Genomic DNA, 20,810 nt, shown 5'->3' with positions numbered 1-20,810 from the left:
GTTTGCTCAGTAAACCACAGGGCTTACTGTTGGAATTTGTTTTCGTCAGGTGCAACATTGAGTATTTGTAGCGCGCCTTTCATGATTTCAGAGAAGACAGGAGACGCTACCGAACCACCATAGTAGTCATCACCTTGAGGCTCGTTTACGATCACTACTAAAGCAATTCGCGGATCGCTAACCGGAGCAAGCCCAGCCGTGTAGGTGATGTACTCGTCGCTGTACCCACCGGCAGAAGCTTTACGTGATGTACCTGTTTTCGCTCCCACTCGATAACCAGGAACTGCCGCTCTGCGAGCCGAGCCCCCTTTTTGAGTTACGGTTTCCAACATGTCTAATACTTGACGCGCATACTTCGCACTCACCACTTGGCGTGACATGTCATGATCATTGCTTTCGATAATATGAATAGGCTCGTATTTGCCAAGGTTTCCAAGCGTCGCATAAGCATGGGCTAGCTGGATTGGTGTAATTGATAGACCATAACCAAACGCAATCGTGGCGCGTTCAATTGGCGACCAACGAGTTCGTGTAGGAAAAATACCCGTCACTTCCCCAACTAGGTTTAGGCCAGAAAGCTCACCAAAACCCACTGAACTGTACAGCCCAAGAAGCGCCTCTACCGGCATTTGCATTGCTAGCTTCGTCACACCGATATTACTCGACTTTTTAAGGATCGTGGTCAAGCTTGCTTTGCCTACACGAGAGACATCTCTGACTCGACTACCACCTAAACGTAGGACACCATTACCGGTATCTACGATGGTATCTTTATCAGCTATCCCATTTTCTAAGGCGGCTAAAATAACGAAAGGCTTAATGGTCGAACCGGGCTCCATTGAGTCCGTGATCACTCGGTTACGCATTTGATAGCTTTGCCAATCGCTACGATTGTTAGGGTTGTAAGAAGGAGCATTAACCATGGCCAATACGGCGCCCGTTTTTACATCCAACATGACAACGGAACCTGAAGTGGCGCGGTGGTCCGCAACGGCTTGCTTAATCGCACGATACGCAATCGCCTGTAGGCGCTGATCGATGGTTAACTGAAGTGATTTACCTTCTTGCTTGTCTTGCCAAGCAATGTTTTCCACAACACGACCATAACGGTCTTTACGAATAGTTTTCTTACCCGCCGCGCCAGTGAGCCACTCATCGTAGCTACGCTCCACACCTTCTAGGCCATGCCCGTCAATGCCTGTCACACCGACTAAGTGAGCACTAACCTCACCGGCAGGATAATAACGACGAGATTCCGACTTAAGGCCAACACCTGGCAGCTTTAGCTCACGAATATAGTTCGCCATGGCCGGACTGACCTGGCGCTGCAAGTAGATAAAGCGGCGTTTTTCATTGCGCTTAATTTTGTCTATTAACCCTTGTCGGTCAATACCAAGAACATCCGCTAATGCATGCCAACTTTTGGTCTGGCTTAACGCGTTTTCTTTAAATATCGTGGCAGGATCTGCCCAAACCGCCTCAACCGGTACACTGACAGCAAGCGGCTCACCATTTCGATCCGAAATAATACCGCGAGCAGAAGGAATGGATTTAACACGAACCGAACGTAGGTCACCTTGTTTAATCAGGTTATCTGGCTCAATGATTTGGATGTAGGCTACGCGTGCCACCAAAAGGGCAAATGCACAAAAAACAAAAAACAGTAATAGATGGAAGCGCCAACGAATCAAGAAAGATTCTTCGACCGCCACTTTCACTGCTTTATTATCGGTTTTCTTATCCCCCCTAGCCGCTTTATCTTTTGCTACAGGTTTACGCTTATTGGCTTGTTTCGTGTTGGATTTTTTTCTAATCATTTGAGCGTGACAACCACTTCTTTATCGCCATCAGGTCGTTTCATTTCAAGTTCTTTTTTGGCAAGGTCTTGAACACGACTGTGTTCCGCGAGGGCAGTTTCTTCCAACATTAAGTTACGCCATTCGCTATCTAACCGTTCTCGTTCAACCAACGTGTGATCTTTCTCAGTGATCGCTTGACGCGCATGGTGGGTAGCAAATACCACTCCCATTGCCGATGCCACGATCAATAGCAACAACAGTAATGGCCAGCGACCAACGGTGAGGAGATCCGTCGCAATCAACTTAGCAAGATTAGGAGTGGGTTTCGTCATAATAATTAAAGCTTTTCCGCAATTCTTAACACAGAGCTGCGCGAGCGAGGGTTCATTTCAATTTCTTGTTTGCTTGGCTTAATCGCTTTGCTCACCGCTTTCATATTCGCACTACCAAGAGCACGAATTTGCTCTTCCGTCATTGGAATACCGTGTGGCACTTCAGGCCCTTTGCTCTCTTTACGGATAAAACGTTTGACCATACGGTCTTCCAGAGAGTGGAAGCTAATCACAGATAAACGGCCTTCAGGAGCCAGAATGCTCGCCGCGCCTTTAAGTGCCGTATCAATTTCTTCTAACTCACTGTTGATGTAAATACGAAAAGCCTGGAAAGCACGAGTCGCAGGGTGTTTTTTCTCTTTAAAACTTTTCGGTGCGGCATCTGAAATCAATTTTGCCAGCTGACCTGTGCGAACCATTGGCTCATTTTCTTCATCTTCACGGTAGGCAACAATCGCTTTTGCAATACGGCGCGCATGTTTATCTTCCCCGAACTCGCGAATGACCCAAGTGATATCATCGAGGTCTGCTTCCATCAACCATTGAGATACTGGAATACCTGATGTCGGGTCCATACGCATATCTAGCGGACCATCTTTCATAAAGCTAAAGCCACGCTCTGCGTCGTCTAACTGAGGAGAAGAAACGCCTAAATCCAGCAGAACACCATCCACTTTTCCAACTAGCCCATACTCTTCAGCATACTCAGCAATACCAGAAAATGGACCATGAATAATGGTGAAGCGAGGGTCATTGATTTTGCCTGCCTCAGCGATCGCTTGAGGGTCACGGTCGATACTGTACAGTCGGCCATTTTCACCGAGTTTAGATAGAATTGTCCGGCTGTGACCGCCACGGCCAAATGTTCCATCAATATAGACGCCGTCTGGTTTGATAGCTAAGCCATCAATGGATTCATTTAATAACACGGAAATATGTTGGAAGGTTTCGGTCATAGCTTTCTCGTTGAATGATCTTGAAGCGATTCTTTAGTGTACTGATTTCCTACATCATCGCCACCACAAGTCTAAAGTTAGACGTGATTTACGCCAAGTTTATTGGTAATGACATAGTTTGCGTCAATTAAATGCAAAAAACCCATCACTACCGAAGTAGAGATGGGTCTCGAATAGGTGGAGCCGACACATAAGCCGGGTTCTGTTCCGCTTGCGCGGCGGTAGCCATTCGTCTAGGCCAGCAATCACTCACTGGCTCGAGCAACCTACCCGCCTCCTTACGCGAGCAACGCAATGTGGAGGCCTATTTGGTCTTGCTTCAGGTGGAGTTTACCCTGCTACGAACTATTGCTAGTCGTCCGGTGCGCTCTTACCGCACCCTTTCACCCTTACCTGTGCCCTAAGGCCATCGGCGGTCTTCTCTCTGCTGCACTTGTCGTAGGCTTGCGCCCCCCAGGCGTTACCTGGCACCTTGCTCTATGAAGCCCGGACTTTCCTCCCCTTTGTCAGTCTCCCGAAGGACGTCAACGTCAGTCTCCCAAAGGGACTTCGACGTCAGTCTCCCGAAGGACATCAACAAAGCAGCGACTACCCAGTCAGCTCCGAGGGCGGATTGTATAGAGTTCTCACTTCAGAGTCTAGTTAGATCACAGATATGATGAGATGAATGCACTAAGTGATGACTTTTTAGTCAGCGCGCCAAAAATAGATAATAAAAAGGCCGATTCCTAAACATCAGCCCTCATTGACCATTTATCTCGCTAGCGGCACTTAGTCTAAGTTTTCTAAGCCCCATTTATATAGCGCATTCTTCTTCAAGTTATGTATTTCTGCCACCAAAGCAGCTGCTTTTTTCAAAGGCAGCTCTTTGGTCAAAATCCCTAACGTGCGTAAAGCATCTTCAGGTAGTGAGTCGTCTGTTGTTTCACGATGGCCATGTACCAACAATACCATTTCACCACGCTGTTGGTTATCGTCACTTTTCACCCATTTAATCAGCTCACCTAACGGCATGCCTTGAATGGTTTCAAAGGTTTTTGTTAGCTCTCTTGCCAACACAACTTCTCTATCTGGGCCAAGAACGTCTAACATGTCTTGTAGAGAGTCTAAAATACGGTGCGGTGACTCGTAAAAAATACACGTACGCTCTACCGAAGCAATCTCTAGGAATTTATCCTTACGACCTTTGCTTTTCGGTGGTAAAAAACCTTCGAAGCTAAAGCGATCAGATGGCAAGCCAGAGGCACTTAACGCCGTAATGACCGCACAGGCACCTGGAAGAGGCACAACTCTAACGCCCGCTTGACGACATTTTGTCACCAAATGGTATCCTGGGTCGCTGATAAGTGGCGTACCAGCGTCAGAAACTAATGCGATAGACTGACCGGAAAGCAGCTTTTCTACCAAAACTTGTGCTTTTTGCTGCTCATTGTGGTCATGTAGAGCAAAAGTTTTGGTTTGAATATTGAAGTGAGACAGTAATTTGCCCGTATGTCGAGTATCCTCAGCGGCAATGATGTCCACAGTCGACAGAATTTCGATAGCACGTTGGGTGATATCCGCTAAATTTCCGATTGGAGTCGGTACGATATAGAGAGTTGGCCCCTCATTCGGCAACTTATTTTTATCTGTCATTTGTTTACCATCACTTCAACGATTAATATAGAGACAATTTTGTACAAAATTATAGAGAACTCACGGCAATGATTAACCATAAGAGACTCAGTGTACCACGCATACTTACTCCTGTTGCACTAGCAATTACGCTCGCCGCCTGTTCTTCAGGTCCAAGACAGCCTGATGGCGTTGATGTAACACTTGAGCCTACTCAGTCTGTTCAGAACTATATGATCCAAGCTGATAGCACGGAAGGCAGTTTACAAAATGACTGGTTGATCATGGCAACCAAAGCCGCGATTCAAGCAAACCAGTTTGATCAAGCAGAAATGTTGATCAAGCGCCTGGCTCGTCAACAGTTAACCGAAGTTCAGCAAGCAGAGTGGCAACTAGCGCGTGCGACCATACAGCAAAAACAGGGTAATTACTCTCAGTTGCTGCAATTGTTGAATTTTAAACCTTGGTGGAAGTTACCAAATGAGCAATGGAAAGACTATTACTTGATGCGTGCCGACGCTTATCAAGGTCTTAACCAAGCGTTTGAGGCAAACCGCCAACTGGTTGCATTTGGCCAATATGCATCGTCCGCGGAGCAGAGAGAGATTTCTAGCCGTATTTGGATGAACTTTGGCAGCTATTCCGAGTACGAACTGACCTCATTAGAAACAGAGCCAAATGAAGATGTTTTGGATGGTTGGCTACAACTCGCTATTTATGCGAAAACGCTGTCGGGCAACTTATCCCAACTAAAAAATACCCTAGAACGCTGGTTAAACGAGAACCCATCTCACCCAGCCGCTATCTACACACCAGAAGAGATTCAAAACATTCTCTCTCTAGACATTGTTAAACCAAACAACACCGCTTTGTTACTGCCGCTTACTGGTAAATTCTCGCCACAAGCGCAATTAATTCGTGATGGTTTTGTGTTTGCGATGATGAATGATCGTAACCGTGATCCAAGCGCTACCCTCACGGTAATAGACACTAATGCGTATAACGCCGACCAAATTAAACAACGTTTGATCAATGAAAACATCGATTTTGTTGTTGGTCCTCTAGAAAAAGAGAACGTTGAGCTATTGCACACAACCATGGATGGCTCAGAAAATGGTCCTACGATTCCAGCCCTTGCGCTAAATATTCCCGAAGATGTGCAACCAGATAGCAATATTTGCTACTTGGCATTATCACCGGAACAAGAAGCCGCACAAGCAGCGAAACACTTGTTCAGCGAAGGCTATAACTTCCCTCTGATTCTGGCACCAAAGGGCAGCTTTGGTGAACGTGTAACTGAAGCGTTCAACAAAGAGTGGCGCAAGTACAGCTCTAATAAAGTCGCAGCAAGTTATTTTGGTGACAAGCGCCAACTTCAAAAAGACATCAATGAAGTATTTGGTCTGCAAGAAAGCAAACAACGTATTGCTCAGATGCAATCACTAATGCGTATCAAGCTTGAAACACAGCCACGTAGCCGTCGTGATGTCGATGCGGTTTATATTGTTGCTAGAAGCACGGAACTGACTTTGATTAAGCCGTTTATTGAGGTAGCGATTAATCCAGACGCCAAAGCGCCACAAATTTTCTCTAGCTCGCGTAGCAACAGTGGCGGCGCGACTTACGAAGATCTAACAGGCATCATCTACAGCGATATTCCATTGCTGATTGACCCAGACCCTAGCGTGACCGCTGAAATGAACGAGTTGTGGTCAGAGCAATCTAACATGGAAAAACGTTTGAAAGCACTGGGTATGGATGCGTATAAATTGATTGGGGAGCTGCCACAAATGAAGGTCGTTCCGGGCTACTCAGTTGGCGGCCAAACCGGTATTTTAAGTATCGACAATAATTGTGTTGTACAGCGTGAGCTAAGCTGGGCTGAGCGTGGGGCTCTTTAGCAAGCGCCAAATCGGAAATCAATATGAAGCTCTGGCGAAGCAGTATTTACAACGCCAGGGCTTAAACTTTATTGAACAAAATTTTCTGACTAAGGTCGGTGAGATTGATTTAATCTTCCAACAAGGTGAAACTATTGTGTTTGTTGAAGTCAAATACCGTAAGAACAATCACTTTGGCTCGGCAGCAGAAATGGTGACGCACGCTAAAATGCGCAAGCTAGTCAAAACCGCACAAGTTTGGCTTAGCCAACAAAAGCGCTTAAAACACAATATCGATTATCGATTTGATGTCATCGCCATTCATGATAATGGTCGAGATATCAACTGGATAGAAAACGCAATCTCTGAAGGATAAGCGATGCTAGACAGCATTAAAGACAGCTTTACAGAAAGTATTCAAATTCAAATCGCAGCAGCAGAGGCGCTGCCTGATGCCATTACTCATGCAGCTCAAGCGATGGTGTCGAGCCTGCTTAATGGCAATAAAATTTTATGTTGTGGTAATGGCGGCAGTGCTTCAAACGCTCAACAATTTGTTTCTTGTCTTTTAAACCGTTTTGAAACTGAGCGCCCTAGCCTACCAGCAATGGCCTTAACCGCCGATAATACCACCCTAACCGCAGTGGCCAACGATTACCACTACCAGGAAATCTTCTCAAAACAGGTACGAGCGTTTGGTCAACCAGGCGACATTTTGCTTGCCATGTCGACTAGCGGTAACAGTAAAAATATTATCAAAGCGATGGAAGCAGCCGTAACTCGAGACATGACGATTATCGCGCTAACAGGAAAAGATGGCGGAGAGATGGCAGGACTGCTCGGTGAGAACGACGTCGAAATTCGTATTCCATCACACCGCACTGCACGTATTCACGAAGTACATATGGTAACACTCCATTGCCTTTGTGATCTTATTGACCAGGTGCTTTTCCCTGCTCACGAAGAGTAACCAAGACTGAGAGTCAGAATTATGATACGTAGCCTTGTTATCTTATTAACAGCATTGAGTTTAAGTGGTTGCGCAGGTTTGTTTATCGCAGGTGCAGCAACCACAGCGAATATTGTCACGGACACACGCACGACAAAACAAATCTGGCAGGACAATAACATTGAATTCGAAGTTGCGGCGATCGGCAATAAAGCACCGTTTAAAGGTGAAGTACGTGTCGTTGCCAGTTCATATAATGGGACTGTAGTCCTTATGGGACAAGCTCCGACACAAGACCTTATCCTTGCTTTAGAGCGAAGGGCTCGAGAAGTTAGTGGTGTAAAAGTCATACACAATCAAATCAAACAAAAAGAGCCACTCACTGTTACCCAGATTAGCAATGACAGCTGGATCACAACCAAAGTAAAGTCAGCTTTGCTTACTGATTCTGAGCTTAATGGTGTTAAGGTTAAAGTGATCACCGAAGATGGCGACGTTTTTCTGTTTGGTTATGTCACGCCAGAGCAAGGCGATCGAGCGACAGAAATCGCGCGTAATATCTCAGGCGTAAAACAAGTCATTAAAGGGTTCCAATACGGCGAAATGGAGCCTGTTGAAGTAGACTTACCGAGTGACGGTGTACAAACAATAGAAAGTGAGGCAAGTACAGAAAGTGAAGAGAACGTCGAAGTCTTTACGATTAGTGAGTAATTTCCAAAGTCTGGCTTGAAATCATCTTCAACAAGTTAAAAAGAAAAAAGCAGCGTTACGCTGCTTTTTTATTATTTAATCACTCTTAAGCTTGGTTTGCCTTTTGGTCGAGGAGCATCGTCCTCTTCGGCATCTGAATCAGAAACTAACTCAGAAGGCTCATCGCTAACCGTTGTGAACGATGGGGATGATTCTTCCTCGGTCATCGCTTCTTCTTCGATGTGAGTGTACGCTTCTTCTGGTTCAAACATAGTACCAGCACCATTCTCACGTGCATAAATAGCTTGAACAGCATACACAGGCACGATCACTGAGTGCGGACGACCGCTAAAGCGAGCATGGAAGGTAATCGCATCATTACCTAACTCAAGATTACCCACTGCACGTGGCGCAATATTCAAAATAATTTGACCATCTTGAATAAATTCAACCGGGACACGCACCCCTGGCATTGTTGCATCCACAACCAAGTGAGGAGTCAAGTCATTGTCTACTAACCAATCGTAAAATGCGCGAAGCATATACGGGCGGCGAGCAGTCATTTTTGCAATATCCATAACGTGTTTTAAATCGCTTAGCGAACTAGGCGCATTTCACGTTCAGCTTCAGTCAAAGAAGCAAGGAACGAATCACGTTCAAATACGCGGTTCATGTATACCTTGATTTCTTTTGAACCAGGGCCAACAAGATCGATACCAAGTTGAGGCAAACGCCACAATAGTGGTGCTAGGTAACAATCGATCAAGCTGAATTCTTCGCTCATGAAGTACTCATATTCAGCAAAAATTGGCGCTAACGTCAGAAGATCATTACGCAGCTTTGTGCGTGCTTTTTCTGATTCTTCCGCATTACCTTTCATCACTTTTTCAGCGAGTGAATACCAGTTGCGTTCGATACGGTACATCATCAAGCGGCTGTTGCCACGAGCAACAGGGTAAACCGGCATTAGAGGTGGATGAGGGAAGCGCTCGTCCAAGTACTCCATGATGATTTTTGAATCGTAAAGAGCTAGCTCACGGTCAACAAGAGTTGGCACTGATTTATATGGGTTTAGCTCAACAAGCTCAGCAGGAAGGTTTGCTTCGTCAACAAGCTCAACTTCAACACTTACGCCTTTTTCAGCTAGTACAATGCGAACCTGATGGCTATACAAATCTGATGCACTTGAGAAAAGAGTCATCACAGAACGTTTATTGGCAGCTACAGCCATGGAGCCCTCCAGTACACTTACAAATAAAAACAATGGAGGCTAAGCCTCCATTGTACATCAATTAAAATTGGGAATTAGCACGGTATTTTAGCACAATTAATGCACATCGCGCCAATACTCTTTCTTGAGCATCACAACAACGATGGTTAGAAGCACTAAGAAGCCCATTACCCACCAGCCTAGAGCATGACGCTCAAGCTGCACTGGGTCACCTGAATAAACTAAGAAGTTAACGAGATCGCCAACCGCTTTGTCATATTCGCCTTCACTCAGCTCACCGGTGCCATCGGTTTCAGTACCAACAACAACTTGTACTTCTTCGCCATCTACGATTTTCGTATCGTAAATCGGCGTCGGGATGCCCTGTAGCTCTTCAAGCACATGCGGCATACCAACACTCGGGAAGACGATGTTGTTCACGCCGAATGGACGAGATGGATCAACATAGAAAGAGCGTAAGTAAGTGTATAACCAATCAGCACCACGAACTCGTGCAACCAACGTAAGATCTGGTGGTGGAGCACCAAACCAGTTTGCCGCTTGCTTCGGTGGCATAGCATTGACCATTAGATCACCGATTTTCGCTTCAGGATTGAAAATCAGGTTTTCTTTCATTAAGTCTGTTGGAATTTCCAAGTCTGTTGCTACACGCTCGTAACGCTGGTATTGCGTAGAGTGACAAGCAAAACAGTAGTTCATGAACAACTTCGCGCCGTTTTGTAGCGAAGCTTTATCCGTAAGGTCAACATTCGCTTTATCCAGCGGAACATTGGCCCCAGCTGCCATCGCTAGTGATGGCAACATAGCAAATAGAATTACAATCCACTTCTTCATTTGAATGTCACCCTCTCTGGTAATGGTTTGGTTGCTTCATTTTTGCTGTAGAAGAACAGCAACACAAAGAACATGAAGTAACACAAGCTAAAGATCTGAGATAGTAGTGTGTACGTTGGTGTCGCTGGTAACGCACCTAAAATACCTAGAGCGATAAAGGCGATAGTGAACTGTACAATATTCAATAGATGAAGTTTGCTACGGTAACGGTATGAACGAACTTTACAACGATCCAACCAAGGTAGAACAAACAGCACTGCAATTGACGCACCCATTAGGATAACACCTAATAGTTTGTCTGGAACCGCACGTAGGATTGCGTAGAACGGCGTGAAGTACCATACCGGAGCAATATGCTCTGGTGTCTTCAATGGGTTTGCAGCTTCAAAGTTAGGCGGCTCAAGGAAGTACCCACCCATTTCTGGGTTAAAGAACAGCACGTAACAGAAGAAGAACAAGAAACCAGCAACACCGACCAAGTCCTTAACCGTGCCGTACGGATGGAAAGGAATCGAATCAATGATGTCATATTTCTTCGTGTAGTAATCGTGGAACTTGAATTGCGTTTTGTAATCGTCGCCCATTGAGCCTTTTGGCAGCTTAGTTTCGATACCATCCGGGTTGTTTGAGCCTACTTCGTGCAGCGCCAATACGTGCAGAACAACAAGAAGAAGCAAAACAATAGGCAGTGCAATAACGTGTAGTGCGAAGAAACGGTTTAGCGTTGCACCAGAGATGATGTAGTCACCACGAATCCAAAGCGTTAGGTCATCACCGATAACAGGAATAGCGCCAAACAGGGAAATGATTACCTGCGCACCCCAGTATGACATCTGACCCCATGGAAGTAGGTAACCCATGAACGCTTCAGCCATGAGAACAAGGAAGATCAACATACCGAAGATCCACAATAGTTCACGAGGTTTTTGGTATGAACCGTAGATCAAACCACGGAACATGTGAAGATACACAACAACGAAAAACGCTGACGCGCCAGTGGAATGCATGTAACGCAGAAGCCAACCGTACTCTACATCACGCATAATGTATTCGATAGACGCAAATGCACCGTCACCTGAAGGAACATAGTTCATCGTTAGCCAAATACCCGTTAGGATTTGGTTAACAAGAACCAGCATCGCCAGAGAACCGAAAAGGTACCAAAAGTTGAAGTTCTTAGGCATTGGGTATTCAGACAAATGCTTTTTATAAGCATTCATTGCAGGAATACGCTTTTCAACCCAATCTAACATTGCTTGCATTATGCATCTCCCTCATCAACACCCACAATGAGCTTGGTATCGCTCAAATACATGTGCTTAGGAACGACAAGGTTCAACGGAGCAGGTACTCCTTGGAACACTCGACCAGCCATGTCGAACTTAGAACCATGACAAGGACAGAAGAAGCCAGATCTTACGCCCTGCACCTGCTCAGAGAAAGAGTCAGGTAGATAGGTTGGTGAACAACCTAAGTGGGTACAGAAACCAACTGCGACGAAAAACTCTTCCTTAATCGAACGAAACTCATTCTGAGCGTACTCAGGCTGCTGCTCCATTTCAGATTGTGGATCGCGAAGCTTATCACCGATCGATTTTAAGTTATCCAGAACGCTTTGAGTGCGGCGAACAATCCATACAGGTTTTCCCTGCCACTCAACACGAACCAGCTGACCTGGTTCAATTTTACTTATATCCACTTCCACCGGTGCGCCCGCCGCTTTGGCTTTAGCACTCGGATTCCATGATTTGATAAAAGGCACGGCGACGGCGACTGCCCCTAACCCACCAACAACTGCCGTTGTAGCGGTTAGAAAACGCCTGCGACCGTTATTTAAAGGCGCGTTGCTCATCCAAACATTCTCCCATTTGCTCCCTTTGGATCGTTATTATTCCGCTTATAAGAGCATGGCTAACAAATAATGAATTTAGTTCTATTTATTGGAGGGAAATGATAAAGAAAACCCTACTTTTTGACAAGATAAAGCTACCTTTTTGTAACATTTGTGAGGCAAATCGCTCGCGTCGTCACAAAAGCGGCAGAATTATAAAAAATTGATGTGATTTGTAACAAGAAAGCACCACATAGAAGCCCCGCTGAAAGCAGATAAAACCTTTTATCTTGGTAGTTTTCAGTTAATTACACAGAGAAATATTTCGTATTACGCGTTCAGCTTACTGTGTTTATATTTTCAATTTTGTAGCACGCAGAATGCTCAAAAAGGAGCGTAAGTCATTTTAAAACATGTTACAGGAAGAATAAGATACAAAGACATTCTTGCTGATGAATACATCTATGCTGCATCGCAAGAGAAAGCGTGGTGAGTCGCGATTAAATAAGGCACACATATAAAACGGCACTGGCAACCTTTCGACGAAGAGGACGAACAAGAAGGCCTACTCGGAATGTGATGATAAGTGAAGGTTGTTCGTTGCTTGAAGACAAGTATGATGTATTTAAATACAAAAAAGCCCGGCATAGAGCCGAGCTTTTGGTACACAGTTTCCAGAGTAACTCTGAAAAGCATAATTCCCGATAAGAGGAAATTAACGCTTAGAGAACTGTGGACGACGACGTGCTTTACGTAGACCAACTTTCTTACGTTCAACGCAACGAGCGTCACGAGTAACGTAGCCAGCTGCGCGTAGAGCAGGACGTAGAGACTCATCGTATTCCATAAGCGCGCGAGTGATACCGTGACGGATAGCACCAGCTTGACCAGAAATACCGCCGCCTTTAACTGTTACGTAAAGGTCTAGCTTTTCAGTTAGTTCAACTAGCTCTAGAGGTTGTTGTACAACCATACGTGCTGTTGGACGACCGAAGTATTCGTCAAGGTTACGCTTGTTTACTACAATGTTACCGCTGCCTGGTTTAATGAAAACACGTGCAGCTGAGCTTTTGCGACGGCCAGTGCCGTAGTATTGATTCTCTGCCATTTTCGAAATCCCCAATTAGATGTCTAGTACTTGTGGTTGTTGAGCAACATGGTTGTGCTCAGCGCCCGCGTAAACTTTTAGCTTACGGTACATAGCACGGCCTAGAGGACCACGTGGAAGCATGCCTTTAACTGCAAGCTCAAGAGCCATCTCAGGTTTACGATCGATCAACTTTTCAAAAGTGATAGATTTTAGACCACCTGGGAATTCAGAGTGACGGTAGTACACTTTGTTCTTAGCTTTGTTACCAGTTACAGCAACTTTCTCAGCGTTGATAACGATGATGTAATCACCAGTGTCAACGTGAGGAGTGTATTCAGCTTTATGTTTGCCACGTAGGCGAGATGCAATTTCACTTGCTAGACGGCCAAGAGTTTTACCTTCAGCGTCTACAACGTACCAGTCGCGTTTTACAGTTTCTGGTTTAGCAACGAAAGTTTTCATGCTAACAATAACCCGTTAATTAAATTTTAAACTTTAAAGGAACACCCAATAGTGCTCCCACACTGTCTAAGAGCCCAGTCATCACCCCTTCGAGTCGTTGGTACTCTCGACCTTCAATTTCGAAATAACTTCGATAATCAGGTCTGCAGTAACGGTGGGTCGCAGGATTATAGAGAAGAGCGAAGAAAAAATCACCTTTTTTTGCGCCAAATCACTAATTTTTTCTTCACTTTTTTAAGAATCCATTGGATCTAGGCCAAATGTTCACGCGCGAGATACTCATGACTTTGCATCTCAGTAAGCCGAGACAAACAGCGCTTAAATTCGAACTCTAACTGCCCGTCAGTATATAAGTCGGCCATTGGCACTTCAGCAGAAATAATCAACTTAACATTGCGCTCGTAAAACTCATCGACCAGCGCGATAAAGCGTCTCGCCGCATCATCTATTTTTCGGTTCATTTGTTGAACATCTGCCAGTAATACCGTGTGGTAAATACGAGACAATTCAATGTAGTCATTTTGACTGCGAGCAGTTTGACACAACTGAGCAAACGACGCATGCAGCACCCCGTCGCTTGCCTCAATCACCACCAGTTGACGGTGGTTAACTTCGATTTGATGAGCAACAAACTTACGCTCTCCAGTCAGCTGCTGATAATATTTGTTAAGGTTTATGCTAGCCTGCTCATCAAGCGGGTAATGGTATATTTCAGCCTGTTCTAACGTTCTTAAGCGATAATCAACGCCACTATCGACATTCAACACTTCACAACGCGCCAAAATCATATCGATCGCGGGCAAAAAGCGCGCTCTTTGCAAACCGTTACGATATAAGTTCTGCGGCTCAATGTTTGAAGTCGCGACTAGGATCATCTGCCGCTTGAACATTTCTTGAAGTAGCGTTGCAAGGATCATCGCATCAGTAATGTCGGAAACAAAAAATTCATCAAAGCAAACCACATCGGCTTCTTCTTTAAATTTATCCGCCACTTTTGATAGAGGATTTTCGACATCACCTAACAGCTTCAACTCATCATGTACTCGATACATAAATCGATGGAAGTGGACGCGCATTTTTCTTTGGGTCGGTAAAGCATCAAAAAATGCATCCATAAGGTAGGTTTTACCGCGACCTACGCCCCCCCAAAAGTAAAGGCCTTTTGGTGGTTCAGGCTTGTCGATTTTTTTCCCTATTAGCTTTTGCCATTTGGAAAGCTGAGGCACAGGCGCTGACTGAAATTCAACGATAGCATGGTAAAGCTTGTCTAATGCAACGACCGCTTGATACTGAGCTTCATCACGCTGAAACCCGTGTTCTGCTATGTCTTTTTGATATTGTTGTAGTGGTGTCATCGTATTAAGTCGTATAGAGGTATAGAGAAAAGGGTTACCTCGGGGTCAACTTTGAGAATAGAGAGAAGTAGTTATCAGTCCCCGAAGACATACTGCTATTTTTCTTTATCGGCTGTTCAAGCCATAGTAACATGGACGAGCACCGCGTGTAACTAAGTAGTAAAAGACTTGTTAAAACAACTATAAGGAGCAGTTATGCCTTGGATTTATGCCATTGTGGGTTTGCTGGTCGGTACAATCGTAGGCGTAGTCATTAGTAGACTAACCACCCCTGAATACAAGAAACAAAAGTCTGTGCAGAAAGAACTTGAAGCGGCCAAGTTTGAATTAGAGCAACAACGTCAAGAGCTCGTCGATCATTTTGCACAAACCGCAGAAATGTTGGACACCCTAGGTAAAGATTACACCAAGCTATACCAACATATGGCCAAGACCTCTTCTGAGCTTTTGCCAAACTTACCAGAACAAGACAACCCGTTTGATAAGAAAACGGCAATGTCGTCTGAAACTATTGCAGAAGATCAACCAGAGTTTAACGAACAACCAAAAGACTACGCTAATGGCGCCACCGGTCTTTTGAAGGATCAAGAGAAAGAAATCATTAATGCTCCCGAAGCGGTAACCGCAAAAGCATCATAATCCTCTCTTACTTCTATCTAGGGCCGATACATTTGTATCGGCCCTTTTTTGAACTTTTTCACCTCACCTTCGCTCTAACTTGGATGTGCACTGCCTCCCCTTTTGATTGTCCGAACTAGACCCTATATTAGTTATTAACAAAGTGAACTAACCGTTCGGATATTTCTTTTTGGCAGACATGTTTCAAGAGGAGTTATTGGATGAAAAAACCACTGCTTGCGCTCACCGTTCTATCTCTGAGTTTGGGTTCGATTATTGCCCCAGTTCAAGCCACTGCCGCATTACCTTTGAATGTGGATGGCCAACAGTTACCTAGCTTGGCACCAATGCTTGAGAAGGTGACCCCAGCTGTTGTGAGTATTGCTGTAGAAGGTAAACAAGTACAAACCAGCCGCATTCCCGAGCAATTTCAATTTTTCTTTGGCCCAGACTTTCCTATGGAACAAAGGCGAGAGCGCCCGTTCAGAGGTTTAGGGTCTGGTGTCATTATTGATGCGAAGAAAGGCCATATTGTCACTAACTACCATGTGATCAAGGGCGCAGATGAGATTCGAGTTCGCCTCTTTGACGGGCGCGAGTATGACGCTACGCTCGTTGGCGGTGATGAAATGGCCGATGTTGCGTTACTTAAATTAGAGAAAGCGAAAAACTTAACGCAGATTAAAGTCGCGGATTCCGACAAACTGCGTGTCGGTGACTTTACGGTTGCGATTGGTAACCCATTTGGGCTCGGTCAAACCGTAACTTCGGGTATTGTTTCAGCCCTTGGTCGTAGTGGCTTAAACGTTGAAAACTTCGAAAACTTCATCCAAACCGATGCCGCAATTAACAGCGGTAACTCTGGTGGTGCATTGGTCAACCTTAATGGTGAGCTGATCGGTATTAATACTGCAATTTTAGGCCCTAACGGCGGTAATGTGGGTATTGGCTTTGCGATTCCATCAAACATGATGAAAAACCTCACTGATCAAATTCTAGAGTTTGGTGAAGTCAAACGCGGCATGTTGGGTGTGCAAGGTGGCGAAGTAACCTCTGAGCTAGCTGATGCATTGGGTTACGAGTCGAGTAAAGGGGCCTTTATTGGTCAAGTCGTACCGGACAGCGCAGCCGATAAAGCAGGGTTAAAAGCCGGTGACGTAATTGTATCGGTGAACGGCAAAGCGATTAATACTTTCTCAGAGCTCCGCGCAAAAGTGGCAACACTGGGCGCAGGTAAAGAAATCACATTAGGTGTGGTTCGAGATGGTAAGAATAAAACCTTTGATGTAACGCTTGGCGAATCTACGAATATGAAAGCTAAAGCGGAGACATTACATGAGGGACTCAAAGGTGCGGAGTTAAGCAATACAACACCAAGTGATGTAATCCAAGGTGTTAAAGTATCGAGCGTTACAGATAACTCTCCAGCGGCTCAATATCAATTACAACAAGGTGACATTATTATCGGTGTGAACCGTCAACGAGTGAAAAACCTTGCCGAGCTTCGTACAATCGTAGAGAAACACAAAGGTGTACTGGCTCTTAATATTCAACGTGGTGAGCGTACTATTTATCTTGTCATTCGTTAACCACTTTCAAAGTGATAGGAAATAAGGTTTTCGATGCATAGTACTGAGTGATAAGACTCGATCACTTTTCCTTATCGCTCAATAACTAATGAAAAGGGCAGCGCGATGACGTGCTGCCCTTTTGTTATTTTTCAATGTAATGCTATTCTTCATCTTCGATGCCATTTTGGCGCTCACGCATGGAGAGGATATGCTCAGCTTTTTATTACGTTCTGTCTTTTTAGGCTTGGCTACTGCCGCAGTGGTATTACTGGCGGTTCCATCTTTGCGCAACAACGTAATTCCTGCCGCGCTTGATCCTCAACCTGTTAATATCGCATCAGTCGAGTTGACGTTTAATCAAGCGGTCCGAAGAGCAGCGCCTGCCGTGGTAAACATCTACAGCCGTAAGTATGTTGAGAACGATCGCAGTAAACTCTCGACTCAAGGCCTGGGGTCAGGTGTCATTGTTAGTGAGAAGGGCTACATCATTACTAACTATCATGTGGTTGCTCAAGCTGATCAAATTGTTGTGGCATTACAAGACGGCAGAGCCGCAGCGGCTCAGCTCGTAGGGACAGATAAACGTACTGATATAGCCGTACTGCGTGTCGAAGGTTCGAATTTGCCCGTAATCCCTCTGAACTCTAATTACAAACCACAAGTGGGCGATGTAGTACTAGCCATCGGTAACCCATACAACCTTGGACAAACCACAACGTTCGGCATTATTTCTGCCACAGGTCGTTCATCTATTAGCGATGGTCGTCAAGCATTCATTCAAACCGATGCCGCCATCAATGAAGGTAACTCTGGTGGAGCCCTAGTGAACACACAAGGCGAGCTCGTCGGCATTAATACCGCCTCTTTTCAGCAAGCGACAGACTTAGAAACTTACGGTATTTCTTTTGCTATCCCTGCGCCGCTAGCCAGTAAGATCATGCAGAAAATCATCGCTGATGGCCGCGTGATTCGTGGTTACATTGGAATCGACGGCCAAGACATTAATGCGGTCACTGCTCGCTTACTTGGAAATGAACACATAGGTGGTATTGTCGTACTTGGTATTGATCCAAATGGTCCAGCCAATGCGGCAGGCTTCCAAAAGCAGGACATCATTATCAGTATTGATGGCAATAAAGTGCAAGGGCGTCAGAGCGTTATGGATATCGTCACCGATTTACGTCCTGGCACCACCGTGGACGTCGGTATCATTCGCAAAGGAAAAGAGATGACCTTGAAAGTCACCATTGCCGAAGACAAGCAAGAAGCATAAAAAATCCCAGCCATTGGCTGGGATTTTTATTTGTGCGTTACTCGCTATCGCTCGGTGTTTCCGTCGTATCGGAATCATCTAGCTCAACTTCAATGCGAGTGACTCGCTGCAAACCTCTCGGTAATAACCCACCTCGGCGACCACGTTCGCCACGGAAGTTATCAAGGTCAGACGGTTTAAGACCCAACTTTCGCTTACCCGCGTACAGCGTTAACGATGCACCTTTTGGTAAAGACATTAAGTGAGATAGTACTTCTTCTCGCTCTTTTGCTTTAGCAGCAGGAATGTTGATGATCTTATTCCCCTTACCTTTCGCCAGTTGTGGCAAGTCTTTGATTGGGAACAGCAGCATGCGACCTTGGTTAGTGATTGCTAAGATTTCATCAGAGTCTAAATCTTCAATCTCTTTTGGCGTCATGATCTCAGAGTTGGCAGGTAAAGTGACGAGCGCTTTACCACTGCGGTTTTTAGACAGCAAGTCCGCGCCTTTACATACAAAGCCGTAACCTGCATCTGAACCCACCAGCCACAGCTGATCTTCTTCACTCATGATGACTTGGCGAATACTGCTACCAGCCGTAATATTCAAGCGACCGGTAATCGGCTCACCTTGACTACGAGCAGAAGGCAGTGAGTGCGATTCCAGAGAGTAACTTCGACCGTCACTACCTAGGAATACCGCAGGCTGATTACTCTTACCTCGAGCATGCGCTAAATACTTATCACCCGACTTATAGTTTAAGCCTTCGGCATCCACGTCATGGCCTTTCGCGTGACGAATCCAACCTTTCTCAGAAAGCACAACCGTGATTGGCTCACTTGGTACGAGGTCACGTTCAGTCAGCGCTTTTGCTTCTGCACGCTCAACCATTGGAGAGCGACGGTCATCACCGTATTTCTCTGCGTCTGCTTTGATTTCTTTTTTCAGTAGTGTATTCAGACGACGCTCAGAACCGAGTAGCTGTTCTAGCTTCTCACGCTCTTTCTCTAGCTCGTCTTGCTCACCACGGATCTTCATCTCTTCTAGTTTCGCTAGATGACGAAGTTTGGTATCTAAAATTGCATCCGCTTGGATATCGGTAATACCAAAGCGTTCCATCAGCACCGCTTTTGGCTCGTCTTCAGTACGGATGATCTCAATCACTTCATCTAGGTTGAGGTAAGCAACTAACAAACCTTCCAAGATGTGTAGACGAGCCATTACTTTGTCTAGACGGTGTTGTAAACGACGACGCACAGTCGTACGACGAAACTCGATCCACTCAGACAGAATTTGCACCAGACCTTTAACTTGAGGACGGTTATCCAAACCAATCATGTTCAAGTTAACGCGGTAACTGCGCTCAAGATCCGTTGATGCGAACAAGTGGTTCATCAACAAATCACAATCGACGCGGTTTGACTTAGGCACCACAACGATACGCGTTGGGTTCTCGTGATCCGATTCGTCACGAAGATCGTCAACCATTGGCAGCTTCTTCGCACGCATCTGGTTAGCGATTTGCTCAAGCAGTTTGGCACCCGATACTTGGTGAGGCAAAGAAGTGATAACAATATCAGAACCTTCTTTATGCCAAACCGCGCGCATTTTGATGCTGCCACGACCGTTGCGGTAAATCTTCTCGATATCCGCTTGCGGCGAGATAATTTCTGCTTCTGTTGGGTAATCCGGACCTTTGACATACTGCATCACGTCCGGCAGTTCTGCTTTCGGGTTGTCGATCAAATGAATAGTCGCATCTGCGATTTCACGAACGTTGTGCGGTGGGATGTCTGTTGCCATACCAACGGCAATGCCGGTTACACCGTTAAGCAGGATGTGAGGCAGACGTGCTGGCAACATTTGTGGCTCTTTCATTGTGCCATCAAAGTTAGGTTGCCATTCAACCGTGCCCTGGCCAAGTTCGCCAAGCAATACTTCAGCAAACTTAGACAGTTTTGCTTCGGTATAACGCATTGCCGCAAATGATTTCGGATCATCTGGCGCACCCCAGTTACCTTGACCATCCACTAATGGATAGCGGTAAGAGAATGGCTGAGCCATCAATACCATCGCTTCGTAACACGCTGAATCACCGTGCGGATGGTATTTACCTAGCACGTCACCAACGGTACGTGCAGATTTTTTGTATTTTGCTGATGCAGAGAGACCAAGCTCTGACATCGCATAAATGATGCGTCGTTGAACCGGCTTTAAGCCATCACCAATGTATGGCAAGGCGCGGTCCATGATTACGTACATCGAGTAGTTCAGATAAGCGTCTTCAGTGAACTTGCGCATTGGCAATTGTTCGACGCCATCGTAGGTAATTTCTGTAGACATCC

Annotated in this window: 20 protein-coding genes and 1 other RNA gene; 7 read left to right on the top strand and 14 right to left on the bottom strand. The window is 45.4% G+C overall.

What is annotated here, in order from left to right; translation table 11 throughout:
• Window positions 1-23: 23 nt before the first annotated feature.
• The 5 genes from R7R78_RS08725 to rsmI all read right to left on the bottom strand — a co-directional run bounded on the left by R7R78_RS08725 (window position 24) and on the right by rsmI (window position 4,722).
• Window positions 24-1,817 (bottom strand): penicillin-binding transpeptidase domain-containing protein, encoded by a 1,794-nt coding sequence (locus R7R78_RS08725; RefSeq protein ID WP_155484586.1) that lies wholly within the window; start codon window positions 1,815-1,817, stop codon window positions 24-26.
• Window positions 1,814-2,131: a cell division protein FtsL gene (ftsL, locus tag R7R78_RS08720; protein WP_005387405.1), complete on the bottom strand. Its 318-nt coding sequence runs from the start codon at window positions 2,129-2,131 to the stop codon at window positions 1,814-1,816. Before ftsL ends, R7R78_RS08725 begins: the two co-directional genes overlap by 4 nt.
• Window positions 2,132-2,136: 5 nt before the next feature.
• On the bottom strand, window positions 2,137-3,087 hold the full coding sequence (gene rsmH, locus R7R78_RS08715) for a 16S rRNA (cytosine(1402)-N(4))-methyltransferase RsmH (RefSeq protein WP_017633610.1): 951 nt from the start codon (window positions 3,085-3,087) through the stop codon (window positions 2,137-2,139).
• A gap of 175 nt (window positions 3,088-3,262) precedes the next feature.
• An RNA gene (gene rnpB, locus R7R78_RS08710) (RNase P RNA component class A) lies at window positions 3,263-3,691 on the bottom strand.
• A 167-nt stretch (window positions 3,692-3,858) separates the two neighbouring features.
• On the bottom strand, window positions 3,859-4,722 hold the full coding sequence (rsmI, locus tag R7R78_RS08705) for a 16S rRNA (cytidine(1402)-2'-O)-methyltransferase (protein ID WP_047101994.1): 864 nt from the start codon (window positions 4,720-4,722) through the stop codon (window positions 3,859-3,861).
• Window positions 4,723-4,790: 68 nt separating this feature from the next.
• On the opposite strand from rsmI, the gene R7R78_RS08700 reads away from it, so the two are divergent.
• Genes R7R78_RS08700 through R7R78_RS08685 form a run of 4 tightly spaced genes read left to right on the top strand, consistent with a single transcriptional unit; the run spans window position 4,791 to window position 8,241 of the window.
• Window positions 4,791-6,602 carry a penicillin-binding protein activator gene (locus tag R7R78_RS08700; RefSeq protein ID WP_005372905.1) on the top strand — a complete coding sequence of 604 codons (1,812 nt, stop codon included), beginning with the start codon at window positions 4,791-4,793 and terminating at the stop codon, window positions 6,600-6,602.
• Entirely contained in the window at window positions 6,589-6,957 is a 369-nt protein-coding gene (locus R7R78_RS08695) for a YraN family protein (protein ID WP_005372903.1), read from the top strand. The genes R7R78_RS08700 and R7R78_RS08695 overlap by 14 nt, the downstream gene beginning before the upstream one ends.
• Window positions 6,958-6,960: 3 nt before the next feature.
• Window positions 6,961-7,551: a phosphoheptose isomerase gene (locus R7R78_RS08690; RefSeq protein WP_005372901.1), complete on the top strand. Its 591-nt coding sequence runs from the start codon at window positions 6,961-6,963 to the stop codon at window positions 7,549-7,551.
• Window positions 7,552-7,572: 21 nt separating this feature from the next.
• Window positions 7,573-8,241 carry a BON domain-containing protein gene (locus R7R78_RS08685; protein ID WP_017633609.1) on the top strand — a complete coding sequence of 223 codons (669 nt, stop codon included), beginning with the start codon at window positions 7,573-7,575 and terminating at the stop codon, window positions 8,239-8,241.
• Between the two features lie 71 nt (window positions 8,242-8,312).
• On the opposite strand, the gene sspB is transcribed toward R7R78_RS08685, so the two are convergent.
• From sspB to zapE, 8 genes are all read right to left on the bottom strand, one after another.
• On the bottom strand, window positions 8,313-8,798 hold the full coding sequence (gene sspB / locus R7R78_RS08680) for a ClpXP protease specificity-enhancing factor (protein ID WP_005387408.1): 486 nt from the start codon (window positions 8,796-8,798) through the stop codon (window positions 8,313-8,315).
• A gap of 17 nt (window positions 8,799-8,815) precedes the next feature.
• Entirely contained in the window at window positions 8,816-9,451 is a 636-nt protein-coding gene (gene sspA / locus R7R78_RS08675) for a stringent starvation protein SspA (protein WP_005372897.1), read from the bottom strand.
• Window positions 9,452-9,547: 96 nt separating this feature from the next.
• The gene (locus R7R78_RS08670) at window positions 9,548-10,285 is read right to left on the bottom strand and encodes a cytochrome c1 (RefSeq protein WP_005372881.1); all 738 of its coding nucleotides are present in this window, start codon (window positions 10,283-10,285) and stop codon (window positions 9,548-9,550) included.
• A complete protein-coding gene (locus tag R7R78_RS08665) occupies window positions 10,282-11,547 on the bottom strand; it encodes a cytochrome b (RefSeq protein ID WP_005372880.1) in 1,266 nt (421 codons plus the stop codon). Before R7R78_RS08665 ends, R7R78_RS08670 begins: the two co-directional genes overlap by 4 nt.
• Entirely contained in the window at window positions 11,547-12,137 is a 591-nt protein-coding gene (gene petA, locus R7R78_RS08660) for a ubiquinol-cytochrome c reductase iron-sulfur subunit (RefSeq protein WP_005372877.1), read from the bottom strand. Before petA ends, R7R78_RS08665 begins: the two co-directional genes overlap by 1 nt.
• Before the next feature lie 694 nt (window positions 12,138-12,831).
• A complete protein-coding gene (gene rpsI / locus R7R78_RS08655) occupies window positions 12,832-13,224 on the bottom strand; it encodes a 30S ribosomal protein S9 (RefSeq protein WP_005372876.1) in 393 nt (130 codons plus the stop codon).
• A 15-nt stretch (window positions 13,225-13,239) separates the two neighbouring features.
• Window positions 13,240-13,668 (bottom strand): 50S ribosomal protein L13, encoded by a 429-nt coding sequence (gene rplM / locus R7R78_RS08650; RefSeq protein ID WP_005372872.1) that lies wholly within the window; start codon window positions 13,666-13,668, stop codon window positions 13,240-13,242.
• A gap of 251 nt (window positions 13,669-13,919) precedes the next feature.
• Window positions 13,920-15,023: a cell division protein ZapE gene (zapE, locus tag R7R78_RS08645; RefSeq protein ID WP_064376559.1), complete on the bottom strand. Its 1,104-nt coding sequence runs from the start codon at window positions 15,021-15,023 to the stop codon at window positions 13,920-13,922.
• Between the two features lie 195 nt (window positions 15,024-15,218).
• Between zapE and zapG the strand changes: the two genes are divergently transcribed.
• From zapG to degS, 3 genes are all read left to right on the top strand, one after another.
• Window positions 15,219-15,662, top strand: a complete 444-nt coding sequence (gene zapG / locus R7R78_RS08640; RefSeq protein ID WP_005379861.1) for a Z-ring associated protein ZapG — start codon at window positions 15,219-15,221, stop codon at window positions 15,660-15,662.
• A 200-nt stretch (window positions 15,663-15,862) separates the two neighbouring features.
• Complete coding sequence (locus R7R78_RS08635; protein WP_064376558.1) at window positions 15,863-17,230, top strand: Do family serine endopeptidase; 1,368 nt, start codon at window positions 15,863-15,865, stop codon at window positions 17,228-17,230.
• A 190-nt stretch (window positions 17,231-17,420) separates the two neighbouring features.
• Window positions 17,421-18,485 carry an outer membrane-stress sensor serine endopeptidase DegS gene (gene degS, locus R7R78_RS08630; RefSeq protein WP_017633606.1) on the top strand — a complete coding sequence of 355 codons (1,065 nt, stop codon included), beginning with the start codon at window positions 17,421-17,423 and terminating at the stop codon, window positions 18,483-18,485.
• Between the two features lie 37 nt (window positions 18,486-18,522).
• Here the strand turns inward: degS and parC are convergent, their stop codons facing one another.
• The gene (parC, locus tag R7R78_RS08625; protein ID WP_064376557.1) at window positions 18,523-20,808 is read right to left on the bottom strand and encodes a DNA topoisomerase IV subunit A; all 2,286 of its coding nucleotides are present in this window, start codon (window positions 20,806-20,808) and stop codon (window positions 18,523-18,525) included.
• Window positions 20,809-20,810 lie beyond the last annotated feature (2 nt).

It is taken from the genome of Vibrio sp. 2134-1 (assembly GCF_033339495.1).
The sequence above is the reverse complement of the archived record's forward strand: the minus strand, read 5'-3'. Positions and strand labels throughout refer to the sequence as shown.

Excerpts from the sequence above, each read along its gene's own strand:
- sspA (WP_005372897.1), bottom strand. The coding sequence starts at position 9,451 with ATGGCTGTAGCTGCCAATAAACGTTCTGTGATGACTCTTTTCTCAAGT.
- degS (WP_017633606.1), top strand. The coding sequence starts at position 17,421 with ATGCTCAGCTTTTTATTACGTTCTGTCTTTTTAGGCTTGGCTACTGCC.
- ftsL (WP_005387405.1), bottom strand. The coding sequence starts at position 2,131 with ATGACGAAACCCACTCCTAATCTTGCTAAGTTGATTGCGACGGATCTC.
- rsmI (WP_047101994.1), bottom strand. The coding sequence starts at position 4,722 with ATGACAGATAAAAATAAGTTGCCGAATGAGGGGCCAACTCTCTATATC.
- R7R78_RS08700 (WP_005372905.1), top strand. The coding sequence starts at position 4,791 with ATGATTAACCATAAGAGACTCAGTGTACCACGCATACTTACTCCTGTT.
- parC (WP_064376557.1), bottom strand. The coding sequence starts at position 20,808 with ATGTCTACAGAAATTACCTACGATGGCGTCGAACAATTGCCAATGCGC.
- rplM (WP_005372872.1), bottom strand. The coding sequence starts at position 13,668 with ATGAAAACTTTCGTTGCTAAACCAGAAACTGTAAAACGCGACTGGTAC.
- zapG (WP_005379861.1), top strand. The coding sequence starts at position 15,219 with ATGCCTTGGATTTATGCCATTGTGGGTTTGCTGGTCGGTACAATCGTA.
- R7R78_RS08670 (WP_005372881.1), bottom strand. The coding sequence starts at position 10,285 with ATGAAGAAGTGGATTGTAATTCTATTTGCTATGTTGCCATCACTAGCG.
- zapE (WP_064376559.1), bottom strand. The coding sequence starts at position 15,023 with ATGACACCACTACAACAATATCAAAAAGACATAGCAGAACACGGGTTT.
- rsmH (WP_017633610.1), bottom strand. The coding sequence starts at position 3,087 with ATGACCGAAACCTTCCAACATATTTCCGTGTTATTAAATGAATCCATT.
- R7R78_RS08690 (WP_005372901.1), top strand. The coding sequence starts at position 6,961 with ATGCTAGACAGCATTAAAGACAGCTTTACAGAAAGTATTCAAATTCAA.
- sspB (WP_005387408.1), bottom strand. The coding sequence starts at position 8,798 with ATGGATATTGCAAAAATGACTGCTCGCCGCCCGTATATGCTTCGCGCA.
- rpsI (WP_005372876.1), bottom strand. The coding sequence starts at position 13,224 with ATGGCAGAGAATCAATACTACGGCACTGGCCGTCGCAAAAGCTCAGCT.
- R7R78_RS08635 (WP_064376558.1), top strand. The coding sequence starts at position 15,863 with ATGAAAAAACCACTGCTTGCGCTCACCGTTCTATCTCTGAGTTTGGGT.
- R7R78_RS08725 (WP_155484586.1), bottom strand. The coding sequence starts at position 1,817 with ATGATTAGAAAAAAATCCAACACGAAACAAGCCAATAAGCGTAAACCT.
- petA (WP_005372877.1), bottom strand. The coding sequence starts at position 12,137 with ATGAGCAACGCGCCTTTAAATAACGGTCGCAGGCGTTTTCTAACCGCT.
- R7R78_RS08665 (WP_005372880.1), bottom strand. The coding sequence starts at position 11,547 with ATGCAAGCAATGTTAGATTGGGTTGAAAAGCGTATTCCTGCAATGAAT.
- R7R78_RS08685 (WP_017633609.1), top strand. The coding sequence starts at position 7,573 with ATGATACGTAGCCTTGTTATCTTATTAACAGCATTGAGTTTAAGTGGT.